This window comes from Rhizobium sp. NXC14 (genome assembly GCF_002117485.1).
Classification (GTDB): Bacteria; Pseudomonadota; Alphaproteobacteria; order Rhizobiales; family Rhizobiaceae; genus Rhizobium.
In genome coordinates this window covers 3012838-3027173 of record NZ_CP021030.1, presented here as the reverse complement: position 1 = coordinate 3027173, position 14336 = coordinate 3012838, and the positions used below count along the sequence as shown (strand labels likewise).

Annotated in this window: 13 protein-coding genes; 4 read left to right on the top strand and 9 right to left on the bottom strand. The window is 61.2% G+C overall.

The window, feature by feature from the left end; genetic code table 11:
- Positions 1–28 precede the first annotated feature (28 nt).
- From ettA to metF, 3 genes are all read left to right on the top strand, one after another.
- Positions 29–1678: an energy-dependent translational throttle protein EttA gene (ettA, locus tag NXC14_RS14920; protein WP_085778802.1), complete on the top strand. Its 1650-nt coding sequence runs from the start codon at positions 29–31 to the stop codon at positions 1676–1678.
- 162 nt (positions 1679–1840) lie between these two features.
- Positions 1841–2866 carry a metalloregulator ArsR/SmtB family transcription factor gene (locus NXC14_RS14915; RefSeq protein ID WP_085780130.1) on the top strand — a complete coding sequence of 342 codons (1026 nt, stop codon included), beginning with the start codon at positions 1841–1843 and terminating at the stop codon, positions 2864–2866.
- A gap of 2 nt (positions 2867–2868) precedes the next feature.
- On the top strand, positions 2869–3771 hold the full coding sequence (gene metF / locus NXC14_RS14910; protein WP_085778801.1) for a methylenetetrahydrofolate reductase [NAD(P)H]: 903 nt from the start codon (positions 2869–2871) through the stop codon (positions 3769–3771).
- Between the two features lie 454 nt (positions 3772–4225).
- Here the strand turns inward: metF and NXC14_RS14905 are convergent, their stop codons facing one another.
- From NXC14_RS14905 to NXC14_RS32450, 6 genes are all read right to left on the bottom strand, one after another.
- Entirely contained in the window at positions 4226–5131 is a 906-nt protein-coding gene (locus tag NXC14_RS14905) for a DMT family transporter (protein WP_085778800.1), read from the bottom strand.
- Between the two features lie 128 nt (positions 5132–5259).
- Positions 5260–6480 carry a lytic murein transglycosylase gene (locus NXC14_RS14900; RefSeq protein WP_085778799.1) on the bottom strand — a complete coding sequence of 407 codons (1221 nt, stop codon included), beginning with the start codon at positions 6478–6480 and terminating at the stop codon, positions 5260–5262.
- A gap of 81 nt (positions 6481–6561) precedes the next feature.
- On the bottom strand, positions 6562–7359 hold the full coding sequence (locus NXC14_RS14895; RefSeq protein ID WP_085778798.1) for a GH25 family lysozyme: 798 nt from the start codon (positions 7357–7359) through the stop codon (positions 6562–6564).
- 127 nt (positions 7360–7486) lie between these two features.
- Complete coding sequence (locus tag NXC14_RS14890) at positions 7487–8161, bottom strand: class I SAM-dependent methyltransferase (RefSeq protein ID WP_085778797.1); 675 nt, start codon at positions 8159–8161, stop codon at positions 7487–7489.
- The gene (locus NXC14_RS14885) at positions 8158–9402 is read right to left on the bottom strand and encodes a DUF3419 family protein (RefSeq protein WP_085778796.1); all 1245 of its coding nucleotides are present in this window, start codon (positions 9400–9402) and stop codon (positions 8158–8160) included. The genes NXC14_RS14890 and NXC14_RS14885 overlap by 4 nt, the downstream gene beginning before the upstream one ends.
- 45 nt (positions 9403–9447) lie before the next feature.
- Entirely contained in the window at positions 9448–9597 is a 150-nt protein-coding gene (locus NXC14_RS32450) for a hypothetical protein (protein WP_157131411.1), read from the bottom strand.
- Between NXC14_RS32450 and NXC14_RS14880 the strand changes: the two genes are divergently transcribed.
- Positions 9596–11017 carry a serine hydrolase gene (locus NXC14_RS14880; RefSeq protein ID WP_085778795.1) on the top strand — a complete coding sequence of 474 codons (1422 nt, stop codon included), beginning with the start codon at positions 9596–9598 and terminating at the stop codon, positions 11015–11017. The genes NXC14_RS32450 and NXC14_RS14880 overlap by 2 nt on opposite strands.
- Before the next feature lie 46 nt (positions 11018–11063).
- Here the strand turns inward: NXC14_RS14880 and NXC14_RS14875 are convergent, their stop codons facing one another.
- The 3 genes from NXC14_RS14875 to NXC14_RS14865 all read right to left on the bottom strand — a co-directional run bounded on the left by NXC14_RS14875 (position 11064) and on the right by NXC14_RS14865 (position 14026).
- On the bottom strand, positions 11064–12005 hold the full coding sequence (locus NXC14_RS14875; RefSeq protein ID WP_085778794.1) for a lytic transglycosylase domain-containing protein: 942 nt from the start codon (positions 12003–12005) through the stop codon (positions 11064–11066).
- 115 nt (positions 12006–12120) lie between these two features.
- Complete coding sequence (locus NXC14_RS14870) at positions 12121–12756, bottom strand: LysE family translocator (RefSeq protein WP_085778793.1); 636 nt, start codon at positions 12754–12756, stop codon at positions 12121–12123.
- 58 nt (positions 12757–12814) lie between these two features.
- Entirely contained in the window at positions 12815–14026 is a 1212-nt protein-coding gene (locus tag NXC14_RS14865) for a pyrophosphate--fructose-6-phosphate 1-phosphotransferase (protein WP_085778792.1), read from the bottom strand.
- Between the last annotated feature and the right edge of the window lie 310 nt (positions 14027–14336).

Genomic DNA, 14336 nt, shown 5'->3' with positions numbered 1-14336 from the left:
CGAAGTTTCCCGCCCGGAGCAGCGCAGCATGGCACGTCAATTCATCTATCATATGTCCGGCCTCAACAAGGCCTATGGCAACAAGAAGATCCTGGAGAACATCCACCTTTCCTTCTACCCGGATGCCAAGATCGGCATCCTCGGACCGAACGGCGCCGGTAAATCCACTGTGCTGCGCATCATCGCCGGCCAGGACAAGGAGTATACCGGCGAAGCCTGGCTCGCCGAGGGTGCCACAGTCGGCTATCTCGAGCAGGAGCCGAAACTCGACCCCACCAAGACGGTTTTCGAGAACGTCATGGAAGGTGTTGCCGCGAAGACGGCGATCGTCGATCGTTACAACGAATTGATGATGAATTACTCGGACGAGACAGCGGAAGAGGGGGCAAAGCTCCAGGACATCATCGACAGCCAGAACCTCTGGGATCTGGAAAGCCAAGTCGAGATGGCGATGGAAGCCCTGCGCTGCCCGCCGCGCGATGCCGAGGTCACCAGCCTGTCCGGTGGTGAGCGCCGCCGCATCGCACTCTGCCGCCTGCTGCTCTCGCAGCCGGATCTGTTGCTGCTCGACGAGCCGACTAACCATCTGGACGCCGAAACCATCGCCTGGCTCGAAAAGCATCTGCGCGACTATCCCGGCGCCGTGATGATGATCACCCACGACCGCTACTTCCTGGATAACGTCACCGGCTGGATCCTCGAACTCGATCGCGGCCGCGGCATCCCTTACGAAGGCAACTACTCCGCCTATTTGCAGGCCAAGGCCAAGCGCATGCTGCAGGAAAACCGCGAAGAGGCATCGCGCCAGAAGGCGATCAGCCGCGAGCAGGAATGGATTGCTTCCAGCCCGAAGGCTCGCCAGGCCAAGTCGAAGGCGCGTATCAAATCCTACGAGCAGTTGGTGGAGGCGGCCGAGAAGCAGCGTCCCGGCGACGCGCAGATCATCATCCCGGTCAGCGAACGGCTCGGCCAGGTGGTCATCGAGTTGGAAGGCATCACCAAGGGCTTCGAGGGTCGCACGCTGATCAAAGACCTGTCGATCAAGCTGCCGCCGGGCGGAATCGTCGGCATCATCGGCCCGAACGGCGCCGGCAAGACGACCCTGTTCAAGATGATCACTGGCCAGGAAAAGCCGGATAGCGGCTCGATCCGCATTGGCGAGACCGTGCATCTCGGTTATGTCGACCAGAGCCGCGACGCGCTGGCCGCCGACAAGACGGTCTGGGAGGAAATCTCCGGTGGCGCCGAAATTATCAAGCTCGGCAAGTTCGACATGAACTCGCGTGCCTACTGCGGCGCCTTCAACTTCAAGGGTGGTGATCAGCAGCAGAAGGTCGGCAATCTCTCGGGCGGTCAGCGCAACCGCGTGCACCTCGCCAAGATGCTGAAGGCCGGGGGCAATGTTCTGCTGCTCGACGAACCCACCAACGACCTCGATACGGAAACGCTCGGCGCTCTCGAAAACGCGCTCGAGAATTTCGCCGGCTGCGCCATCATCATCAGCCACGACCGCATGTTCCTCGACCGTCTGGCGACGCACATCCTGGCTTTCGAAGGCGAGGGCCATGTCGAATGGTTCGAAGGCAATTTCGAGGATTACGAGCAGGACAAGATCCGCCGCCTCGGCCCCGACGCCCTTAATCCTGGCAGTCAGGCTCACAAGCGCCTGACGCGCTGATTCTGCTTTATTTCTGCTTGCAAGGCCCCGGTTCGACCGGGGCTTTTTCATCTCGGGCCCTGTCGCAATTTGCGCAGGCAATTTCGCGAACAGTGTGAATTGCCGCTTGCCACCGCTTTTCAAATCACATAAAGATATCTTTATATCTTGATTGGGCTGATGATGAGCGAACCTTTGAAGCTGGGACTGGATGGGCTGGTGGACGTCTTGAAGGCGGCCGGCGAACCCACGCGTCTGCGTCTTCTGGCGCTTCTCGACGGCGGCGATCTGACGGTGACCGATCTTACCGAAATTCTCGGTCAATCGCAGCCACGCATCTCCCGCCACCTGAAACTGCTCGGCGAGGCTGAACTGATCGAACGCTATCAGGAAGGGGCCTGGGCCTATTTCCGCCTCAAACAGGACGGCAAGGCGGCCATGCTGGTGCGGGCATTGCTGAGACACGTCTCCGAGAATGATCCGACCATCCTTCGCGACGGCGAGCGGCTTTCACAGGTCAAGCGCCAGCGGGCCGAGCGGGCGCAGGCCTATTTCAGCCGCAACGCCGCCGAATGGGACGAGCTTCGTCGCCTGCACGCGGCCGATGAGGAGGTCGACGCCGCCGTCATTCGGCTGCTCGGCAACCAGCCGATCGATTCGCTGCTGGATCTCGGCACCGGCACCGGCCGCATCCTCGAACTCCTCTCCGGGCTCTACCGCCGCGCTGTCGGTGTCGACGCCAGCCGCGACATGCTGAGCGTGGCGCGCGCCAATCTCGACAAGTCGCGTATCACCAAGGCGACGGTGCGCCACGCCGATATCCTCAACCTTCCGTTCGAGGGGCAGGATTTCGACCTGGTGACGATCCATCAGGTGCTGCATTTCTTCGACCAGCCGGAGATTGCGATCGCGGAAGCGGCGCGCATGCTGCGGCCGGGCGGGCGGCTCGTGGTCATCGATCTCGCACCGCACACGCTCGAATATCTCCGCGACGAACATGCCCATGTCCGTCTCGGCTTTTCGCACCAGGCGATGTCCGACTGGCTGCGCAAAGCCGGGCTCGACGTCGAGCAGGTCGTCGATCTTCATCCGGGTCAGCAGGGCGGGCAGGGGTTGACGGTCACCGTCTGGCTCGCGCGCGATCCGAGGCGCCTCATGGCTTCGCAGACCAGCGAAGGCGCCGAAGCTACATTTGCCGGGAGAGTATGAACATGGCTTTGAAAAGCGAAGGACGCGGGCGCAACTTCGGGATCTCCTTCGAGTTCTTTCCACCGAAATCGGAAGAAATGGAGGCGCAGCTCTGGGATGCCGTCGCTAAGCTGCAGGACTGGGATCCGGATTTCGTGTCGGTGACCTATGGCGCCGGCGGCACCACCAAGGCGCCGACGCTGTCGGCGGTGACGCGCTTCCTGTCGCAGACGCCGCTTGCCACCGCTTCGCACCTGACCTGCGTCGGTGCGACGAAGGAGGAAACGCATCAAATGATCGATACGTTTCGCAAGGTCGGCGTAAAGCATTTCGTGGCGTTGCGCGGCGATGCGCCTGGCGGCGTCGGTGCGCCCTATCAGCCGCATCCCGGCGGTTACGCCAATGCCGCGGAACTGGTGGCCGGTCTCAAGTCGGTCGGTGATTTCGAGATTTCCGTCTCCGCCTATCCGGAAAAACACCCGGAAAGCCGTGATACGGCCGCCGATATCGAGATGCTGAAGCGCAAGGCCGATAACGGCGCTGACAGGGCGTTGACGCAGTTCTTCTTCGACAACGACAATTTCGAGCGCTACCTGGAGCGGGTGCGCGCCGCCGGCATTTCGATCCCGATCGTGCCCGGCATCATGCCGATCCAGAACCTGACGCAGCTGAAGCGTTTCGCCGGCGCCTGTGGCGCGGTCATCCCGGCCTTCCTCGATGAGCGTTTCGCGGGCTTCGACGACAAGCCTGAGGATCGGGCAAAGGTCGCGGCCGAAGTTGCTGCCGAGCAGATCGAGGATCTCGTCCGGCGCGGCATCGGTGATTTCCATCTCTATACGATGAACCGCGCGCCGCTGGTTTCCGCGGTGCTCGACAACCTCGGCTACTCCCGTCGGGCGCCAAAGAGCGCGGGCGCCGCCGCCTGATCCTTTCAGATGTTCAAAAGTGAAAAAGCGCATGTCGGGCGGGACATGCGCCTTTTCGTTGGCGGATTGATCAGGGGAGTTTAGGCACTATCAGCGCTACCAGCCCGTCAGCTCAAATAAAGAGCATGGACAGAACGAAAGCAAACGCTGCACTGACCAACAGAACATTCAAGGATTGCGTGAGTCCCATGTCTGTCTCCTCGCGTTAACCGGCCGATATTATGTCTGAAATATGTCGATTGAAAAGCGGATTTTATGCTGCGCTGCCGAAGCGGCCGGCGGATGAGGCGAATAGTGTTTTCGCAAATTATTGATATCACGAGATGATTTCGTGCTTATTTTTGTTCACAGATTTTAACGCGGCGTTAAATCGGGCGATTGCGGATTTACCTATGCGCCCGAAACATGGCGGCTCGGCAACCGGTTGAAAACATAGGGAATATGCAACCAGCTTTCAGGCAGCTTTCACCAGCAGGCGGTAGGCGCGGCCATCGAGGATGACAAGGCCCAAACCGATCAGCGCCATGCCCGTAAATTCGCCCACCGCCAGCCGTTCTCCGAGGAAAAGCACGCCGAGCAGCATGGCGCTTGGAGGCACCAGCAGGGTGACAAGCGAGGCGTTGGTGGCGCCCGCCGCCGCCATGATCCGGAAATAGAGAATGTAGGCGAAGGCGGTCGACACCAGCGCCAACGCCAGGATTGCGAGCAGGATATTGAGCGGCGGCAAGGAGAGCGTCCAGGGGCGATCGGCCATTAACGACAGCGGCAAGGTGATCAGCGAGGACGCGGTCAACTGGCCGGCTGCGGTGACTGGTGCCGGAACGTCCTTGAATCGCTTGCCGTAGGTGGCTGCGAACCCGTAGGAGATGGCGGCAAGCACAGGGAGCAGCAGCGCCCAGAGGGGGGCTTGGCCGCTGGCCGACAGGCCAGGGCCGACCAGTACGATCGTTCCGGCGAGGCCGACGAGGCAGCCGGCGATCTTGGCCGAGGACAGCTTTTCGTCGGAGGTGAGATAATTGGCAATCAGCACGGTCCAGATCGGCGTCGTCGCGTTCAGGATCGCCGCAAGGCCGGCGCCGATGCGGGTCTGGCCGAAGAAGATCAGCGCATGCGGCAGGGCATTGTTGATCAACCCGAGGATCAGGAATTCGCGCCAGCGGGCTTTCAGGGTCGAAAAGATATCGAAACGGCCGGCGATATAGACGTGCAGCGCCAGCCCGGCCAGCAGCAGACGGAGGAAGACGAGCGTCAGCGGCGGGATATGCTGGACGGCGATGCGCGCGAAGAAAAAGGAGCCGCCCCAGATAAGACCAAGCAGGAGCAGCAGGCTCCAGATCCAGGCACTCATTTTGCTGTCCATGCCATCTTCCTCCACCCAAAGCCGCATCGTCTAGACCCGGCGTCGCTCCTCAGCATTATGCTTTAACGCGGACGGTAAGCGGCACCACCCGTTTCTTGCGAAACGAGCGGCGGAAGTGCCGGAGGCGATCAGAGAGCGTTGAGAAGGGCAGGCGTCGCCCAGCCGTCGGCCGGTATGCCCAAGCGCTGCTGTTCCTTCTGGATTGCGATGCGCGTGCCGGAACCGAGAATACCGTCGATCTCGCCGACATCGTGGCCGAGTGACTGCAGCTTGGTCTGCAGCGTCTTCATCTGGTCGTTGGCAAGACCCTGTTCCGGTGTGCCCTTGAGATAGGTCGGGGCGCCGGAAAGGCGGGTGGCGAAATAGGCGGCCGACGTCGTGTAGATGAACGATTTGTTCCATTCGAGATAGATCTTGAAATTGGGATAGGCGATGAAGGCCGGTCCCATGCGGCCCTGCGGCAGGACCAGATCGCCCTCCAACTCACCGAAGGCCGTGTTTCCGTCGCGCGGCTTGACGCCGAGCGCGAACCACTCGCTCGCCTTCATTGCGCCGCCAAGGCCGGATTTCTCCCAAGGCAGGTTGTCGGGGAGGGTGACTTCCTGCAGCCAGGGCTGACCGCGCTCGAAGCCGAGATGCTGGATGAATTTCGCTGCCGTCAGAATGGCGTCCGGGCCGCTCTGCTTCAGGCGGACATGGCCGTCGCCGTCGCCATCCATGCCATAGGCGATGATGTCGCGCGGCAGCATCTGAACCTGGCCTATCTCGCCGGCCCAGGCGCCGGTGTTGGTGGCGGGGTCGAGGTCGCCGTGCTCGACCATTTCGATCAAGGCGATCAGCTGCGGGCGGAAGAGCTCCGGGCGGCGGCAGTCGTGCGATAGCGTCACCAGGGCATTGCGGGTGTTGAAATCGCCCTGGACGGCACCGAAATCGGTTTCCATCGCCCAGAATGCAGTGATCACGCCTGGGGGAACGCCGAATTCCTGCTCGGCCCGGGCAAAGACGTCGGCATATTGCTTCATCTTCTGGCGGCCGATGTCGAGGCGGGCCTGGCTAACAGTGCGCTGCGAGAATTCGAGGAAGGTCTGCTTGAAGACGCCCTGGGCGCGGTCCCGGCTCAGGACCTTGGGATCGATTTCGGCGCCGGCCAGCGCCTCGTCGGCGGCCGCGGCGCTGGCTCCTGCGGCGACCGCATCAGCCTTGACGCCCTGGAGGAAGGCCGACAGATCGCCGCCGCAGGGAGCTGCCGGAGCCGAGGCCGTGGGCGCCTGCTGGGCGGCCGCGCCGCCTGCAAAAGCAAGGCCAAACAGGAGGGCGAGTGCAGAGCGGCTTGCGAGCGAGCGGTGCATGAAGGTGGTCCTTATAGCAAATGGATATCCGTCGCTTTCACAGAGGAATGTGACGGAAGCAAGAAAGATTGAAAGACGTTACTAAGAATTTCTATCCTTGGAAACGGCCGCGACCCAATTGTTCCAGTTCTTTGCGCTGCCGGCAAAGACGTTGATGTCGGTCGGCCCCTTGATGCCGGGAATAACGCCGGTCGAGGTATATTGCCAGAAGGCCCAGCGGCGGTCGGAATAGGTCACTTCGGGATGTTTCGCCACCGAGCGGACCCAGAAATGATAATCCTGGAAATAGCCGGCGAGATTGTCGCGGTGGAAATCGACCGAGGTGTAGATAATCGGGCGCTTGCCGTAATAGGCCTCCAGCCGGTCCATGAAGCGCTGCATTTCGGAGCGCACCGTTACCGGGTCGGGACGATAGCGGCAGGTCTTCGATTCGGCGTTCCACTCGACGTCGAGCACCGGCGGCAGGCGCATGGCCTCCTTGGGCACGTTGCGGATGAACCAGTCGGCCTGCTCATCGGCCGAGGAGCAGAAATAATAGAAATGGTAGGGGGCGTGCGGGATGCCGGCGGCGCGCGCCTCGCGCCAATATTCGTCGAAGCGCGGATCGACCCTGTCCTTGCCTTCCGTCGCCTTGATGAAGGCGAAGCCGACGCCGGAATTCCTCACCGTCGCCCAGTCGATGTCACCCTGCCATTTGGAAATGTCGATGCCGTGGATCGCGTTCTGCTGCGGATGCTTCGAGCCGAAATCCTGAGGATCGGTGTCCTGGAAGCGCGTCTTTGGCTTTATCGATGCGGTTTCGAGATAGTCATGACCGGAGGAGGAGCAGCCCGCCAGCAGGATGGCCAGGGGCAGAACGCAAAACAAAAGCCGGCGCATGGGTATCCCGTCGTGAACCGAATGATCTCTTTGCCCCACAGCCTGACCTTCGAAAATGACGAGCCCAGCAGAGGAATAACCCTCTTTTCATCATATCAACGTAAAAAATCGGTTAGTTTCAAGCGAATTATGAGCGCCTGCTGATAATGGCCGCCCGCCAGGCGTAACCGCCGCCGACTGTTTCAAAGGACAATCGCGCATTGTGTTCCTCGGCCTGCGCTTCCAAGACCTCCTGCAAATCGGCGCGCGGAGTGACATGGAATTTCGCAAGCCAGGCCTGCAGCATGCGGCGGAACCAAGGCGGCAGGCCTTCCTGCTGGCCGAAATCGACGATATGCAGCTGGCCGCCTGGATTGAGTGCGGCGATCGACGCATCGACGGCGCGTTCCCAGTCCGGGATCATCGACAGGGCATAGGAGATCAGGATGCGGTCGAAGCCGCTGACGCCGAATTCGCGCGGGGTAAACGCCGTGGCATCGGCGACGCGGAATTCCGGGATTGTCGCTTTCGTGGCGAAGGTCTTGCGCGCCGAGATCAGCATTTCTTGGGAAATGTCGAGGCCGAACAGCTTGGCGCTCGGGAAATGCCTGTGAGCCAAAGCCATGTTGCGGCCGGTACCGCAGCCGACTTCGAGCAGGGTGCCGCTGTCTGGCACGTCGAGATTGCGAATCGTGCTGTCGCGGCCAAGGAGGTAATATTTGCGGGTCAGGTCGTAGATATGGCGCTGGTAGCGGTACATGCCATCCATCAGGCTGGCATGTTGATCGCCCTTTCCTGCCGTCTCGGCTCCGATCTTGCTCACGCCTTCTTCCCGTAAATGTGGAAGCCGCCGTAGATCGCCGAGCGATCGAGCGCGGTCAGCTCTCGCGACTTCTCTTCGAAATAATCCCATTGGTCGCGGATCGAAGGTGACAGACGGCCTTCGATGATGCTTCTTTCGGCGGCGGTACGGAAGATTACGCGAGCGCCTTCGCGCGCCGTGCGGGTGATCTCCCGCCAGACGTCGTTCAGCTGTCCGTCGGTCATCCAATCCTGCGCGTCGAGCAGGATATAACGGTCGCGGGAAGCCGCCGGCTCGCGGGCCAGAAGTTCGGTGAAGCTTGCGTGGTGGACGTTGACGCGGTCGATATTGGCGCGGATCACCTCGTAGTGCTCCGGCTTCAGATAGGTTGGCAGCGGGCCTTCTTCTTCGGTGCCGTAGCGGCGACCGAAGGCCTGCCAGGCGAAATAGTTGTCGCGCATCGGGAAATGACAGGCGAGCTTTTCCAGGCGATGCTTCAGCACCGGCGCGATCGAATGATCGTCAGAAAGACTTGCGAGCTCATCATATTGCTGCGGCGGAATGCCGAGGCCGAAGAGTGAGCTTTTGCGGCCGGTGATCCAGCGTACGACCGGCTTTTCAAACAGGGGTGCGATCTGCTCGTCGAAGAACTGGCGCTGCTCGCGGATCGAACGGGTTTTGGTCATTTCGCGCAGCTTGACGCCGTGCAGACGGGCAAGGAGGTGGGCAGCACCGATGAAGCGGCCGAGCAGGCCGGTTTCATAGATGTTGCGGTCGAAGACAGTGACGCGGCGGCGACCGAACTTGCGGCCGTTCCAGTAACTGCGCGTCGCCTCGTCGAGTTTGGCAGCGAGATGCTGATCATAAGCGCGGCTGTTCGATTTCTCGTTCGGCATCGCCAGGAAGCGGATGAGATCGGCGTGACAGGGAAGGTGCTTGAAGGCGGCAAGCTTCAGGCGGTTCAGCGCGATATGGTGCGGGTTGAGGTCGACGACGTCGATCGAAGCCGGCGCCTTGGAGAGATAGGCGAGCATGTTGCAGCCGCCCGAACCGATGGTGACGATGCGGTGATTGGGCTTCAACTCCATCGCCTGCATGTCGAGATCCGGATCCTCCCAGATCTGCGGATAGACGAGGCCGGAGAAGAGAAGACCGAAGAGCCGCTCGGAGAAGCCCTCCTTCGAAAAAGCCTTGTGGCGGAGAAGGGCGTCCTTGAGTTTCCGGTTCTTGCGGAAGCCGGCATCCGGTGCAAATTCTGACATGAGTCTGTCACCTTTTTAGCGTTCAGGGCGTGTAGCGCGCCACTGCTACAGTTTGATGACGTGGGCTGTGGGCCTGCGCCGTTCGAGAACGTCGCCCTCCTCGGAAAGTGATTGGGTGACGGAATATTCTTCGCGCCGTGCCCTTTCCGGCAGGCGGAATTCCTGCTTCTCTCCAAGCATTCGGAGGAATGCCATGCGATTTGTCCTGCGTGTCCTGAAGGCGCTTGCTCTCCTTGTCGTTCTCATCGTCGTTGCCGGCGCCGCCTGGCTGTTCGTCCGGCCGCCGGAGCTTCTGCGCGTCGGCGGCGGCTATGCCGCCAAGATCGTCTGCTCCAATGTCTTCATTGCCGGCCGGGAGGCGGACGATGTGCTCCATGACGATGTCCAGGCGCCCGGAAATCCGTTGCTTCGGCTGATGAGTGTAAGCGTCGATCGCGAAAACAGCCGTGTGACGGCGCGCTTCATGGGGCTGTTCGCGCCGAATTACGCCTTCTATCGCAGCGGTCTCGGTTGTACGAGCGTGCCGGACGGCGACTTCGAGGCGGCGGCGAATGCCATGCCCTTCGATGCGACGGTCAAAGCGGAGACGAATGATGCCTTATGGCCGCAGGGCGAGGGCGTAGGTGATCCCGACGAGAAGATCGCCTCGCTGCTGGGCGATGCCGGACTTTCCGGCCCGGCGATGCGGGCGATCGTGGTGGTGCGTGACGGCCGCATCGTCGACGAAGCCTATGGCGCCGGATTCTCCGCGAAGACGCCGCTGATCGGCTGGTCGATGACGAAGACGGTGAATGCCGCGATCCTGGGACGGCTGATGCTCGACGGCAAGATCTCCTTCGACGATGATCATCTTCTGGCGCAGTGGAAGGACGATGCCCGCGCCAATATCAAGGTTTCCGACCTGCTCGGCATGGAGAGCGGCCTTGCCTTCAATGAGAATTATGGCGATGTCGCGGATGTGACGCGCATGCTCTATCTCGACCCCGACATGGTGTCGTTGCCGGCCAATGCCCCGATAGAGGCGCCGCCGGGGCAGCGCTTCCGCTATTCGAGCGGCACTGCGGTGCTCTTGTCGCGTATCTGGATGGACAGGGTAGGCAATGCGCCGGCAGCCTTTTCCTATCCGCACGACGCGCTCTTCTCCACTCTCGGCATGACGAGTGCCGTCTTCGAACTCGACGCGCGCGGCACCTTTGTCGGAAGCTCCTATCTCTACGCGACGGCGCATGATTGGGCCCGCTTCGGGCAGTTCCTGTTGCAGGATGGCGTGTGGAACGGCCAGCGGCTGTTGCCGGAGGGCTTCGTCGGCGCCATGCGCACGCCGACGGCGGCGTCGAACGGCCGGTATACGCAAGGTCAGGCCTGGCTTGCGCCCGGTGGCTCGAGCGCCGCGTTCGGGCTGCCCGAGGATACGTTCTGGCTCATGGGGCATGACGGGCAGAGCATGGCGATCGTGCCTTCCGCCAATCTGATCGTCGTCCGGCTCGGCCTGACGCCGGGCTGGCTCGGCTATCAACCGCAGACGCTGCTGAAGGCAGTCCTGGCGGCGTTGCCGCAAGCGCGAGCGCCGCAACAGCAAGCCGAATCACACCGGCAGGCTCAGCCGCAGCCGTAGGTTACGACCGCTGTTTCAATTGGTTTGTTTTGGTAGCTGCCAGGTTTCAGTAATTACCCTGGGCGACATCATTCATGCCCTTGCGCTTGGCGTCGTAGTAATAGCCGCGCGCATAGAGGCGGACAGCGTCGTCTTCTTTGTTGTCGGAGACGAGCCAGGCGCCGCGCAGATATTTTGCGGCATATTTGATGTTGGTCTCGGCGTCGAAGAGGCCGCCCGGCGCACCGTCATAGCCCATAGATTTGGCGGTGTTGTATTTGATTTGCATGAGGCCGAAATAGCCGCGCTTGTTGTAAGCCTTCGGATTGTAGCGGCTCTCGCGATGAACGATGCGGTGGAGCAGCGTCTCGGGAATTTCATAGATCTTCGAATATTTCTGGATGAGCTTGGTGACGAAGCTCTTCTCGACGGTCGGAGCATCGTCCCTGTCGTCGTCGCTGAACATCGGGGGAGCCGTCGGCGGATCGATCGGTCCTGACTCATCGAAGCCGTAATCCATGGAACGCGGCGTGGTGTCGACTGCGGCAAGTGCTGCAAGCGCGCTGTTCTGCGGGGTGGCGGCAAAGGCAAGCTGCGTCGCCGGCTGTGACGGCGTTCCCGGGCGCGGCGTCGGCACGACGGATTGGATCGCTGTCATCTCGGGAGTCAGGGGGATCTGCGCATAGGCCGCCGGCTGTATGCCGGGCTGCATGGTCAGATCGGCAGGCTGGGAGCCCGGCGCGGTCGGCATCGCCGTTGCTGTGAGCGACGGAGCTGCCTGGGGAAGAACGCTGCCGGCGATCGCCTGGCCGGCAGCACCTTCAGCTGTCGGGACTGCGGCAAGCATCGCATCTTCGCCGGGCTTCGGCGTCGGCACCACGGTCTGAGCGGCTGTCAGTTCGGCCTGAGAGGTATATTCGACGCTCGTGCAGCCGGTGATCACGCCGCAGCAGAGCACCGTAGAAACGACAAGACTGCGTTTCAGGCCGGACAATCCGATCGCTACCATTCCGTCACTTTCGTGAAATCGCGCCGCCCCGGCAGCGTTATAAAAGTTACTAAAAAGCTTAAACCCGATGACCCCATTAACCTATTCGTTGCATTCCGGCAACCACGGAATATTTCTAAGCCGCAATACGGCGATACCCAGCCGTGACGGCGCCTGCAGCGATCAGCAGGGTGCCGCCGGTGCGGTTCACGGCGCGCTGAACGCTCGCCTTGCGAATCAGTCCGCGAGCGGAATGGGCCAGAAAAGCGTAGGTGGCGGCGTTGAGGATCGCCAGCACCAGGAAGGTCGCTTCCATGATCGTCATCTGCCCGAAGAAGGGCAGGGCCGGATTGAGGAACTGCGGCACGAAGGCGACGAAGAAGACGATACTCTTCGGATTAAGGGCGGTGACGATATAGGCGTGGAGGAAGATCTTAAGCGACTTTTCCTCCGGCAGATTGTCGTTGTCGGCGACCGGCTCGCCAATCACCGGAGCCCGCCAGAGCTTGATTCCCAGCCATATCAGGTAGGCGCCGCCGATCCACTTCAAGAGGGTGAAGAGGGCGGCGGAGGTGGCGAGCACCGCGCCGAGACCGAACAGGGACGCGGTCATTGCGGTGAAGTCGCCAAGCGCCACGCCGCTCACCGTCGCAAAGGCCGTCCGACGGCCATGACCGAGCGCATAGGAGACGACGAGCAGTATCGTCGGTCCCGGTATGGCCAGCATGATGGCGGATGCGGCAGCAAAAGCGAGCCAGGCTTCAAGCGACATGGAATCTCCTCCTATTCCGTCGGGAACAAGCAAAGACACCATATTAACCGTCCGTCAATCATGCTTCTTTGTATTTCTGGCCTATATTGTGCATGACTTCGGCAAACCATGCCGTCGACAGGTCAAAAGCTTTGCCACCTTTGATGCGGGGAAATTCTATAGTGCGCAACTTACCGTTCTGCGCTTCGTCATGGCCGGTGACGCCGGAAACCTTATTGAGCGCGCTTTCGACAGCGAGATCGACCATACTCTGGATCAGCCTGAGGTCGTCGGCGTTGGCCGGGGCCGAGCGAGCGAAATAGCCCGATTTCTGCACCAGCGAACGCTCTGCGTTCAGCAGGCTGGCGAATTGCTTCTGGAACCAGGCGCCGACATTGATCGTGTCGATCTTCACGTGACCGAAAGCGTCACGCTTGACGGTCTCACCCGCAGCTTCGCGCTCGGCGACGATGGCGTCGAGGCAGGCGCCTTCCGAGACCAAGACGGTGGCATGGCCGGTGCGGTCCATGATGTCCTTCAGGCGGGCGGCCTCGGCGTCGAGGTCGAAGGCTATTTCGGGCAGATAAACGGCGTCGATGCTCTTCAGATGCGCGTCCATCATCAGGCCGTCGACATATTGGTTGCGGCTGGTGCGCTGAAGATAGGCACGGGCGGTGGCTGCCGTCAGCCAGCCGCAATGGCGGCCCATCACCTCATGGATGACGAGCGTGCGCGGCGCGGCCGTCTGCTCGTTGCTGACATTGTCGAAGAAATGCGCGCCGACTTCGGCGGCCGTCCAGGCGCCGAGCGACTGGCGGATGGGGACGACATCGTTGTCGACCGTCTTCGGCAGACCGACGACCGTCAGGTCGTAGCCGTTGGCGGAGAGGTAGGCGGCAAGGTCGGCGGCGGTGGTATTGGTGTCGTCGCCCCCGATCGTATGGAGAATGGTAATGCCGTCATCGGCAAGACGCTCGGCGGCGACCCTCAGCGGGTTCTCGCCTTCCTTGACAAGGCCGCGCTTGACGCAGTCCGCGGCATTGGTGAGCTTGACGCGGCTATTGCCGATCGGTGAGCCGCCATAGCGGTGCAGCAGCGGCGCCGTTTCCCGCATTTGACTGGTGATCTCGATGCGGTCACCGAGCAACACGCCCTGATAACCGGACTTATAGGCGACGATGTCGATTTCGGGCGCAACGTCGCTGTAGCGTTCGATGAGGCCGCCAACTGCGGAGGAAAGACAGGGCGCCAGGCCTCCGGCGGTCAGCATTGCGACTTTCTGTTTGGCCATGATCCCTCCTATGGTGTTCAGTGCGGCAGCGTTAGCTAGCGCATGGATGCGGCAGGGAAAGGGCTCTGTAAAGTAAAGAATTTACGAAAAAAGCGGCTTTTTGCCGGGTTGAACGGCGAAGGTGGCGCGAAGTATCGATATAATCGTTTTAACCTGCTTTGCTTGTCGGGAACTGTTTGTGGAAATCGGCGGCTAAGTATCGAGTGGAATCGTGCGGCACTTTCTTACGGCAGATCCGGCGAAAGCGACCGACCGCTTGCTGCGATGCAATAATTACCGAATTGTGAAAACTGTTTTCGATCCTACGACC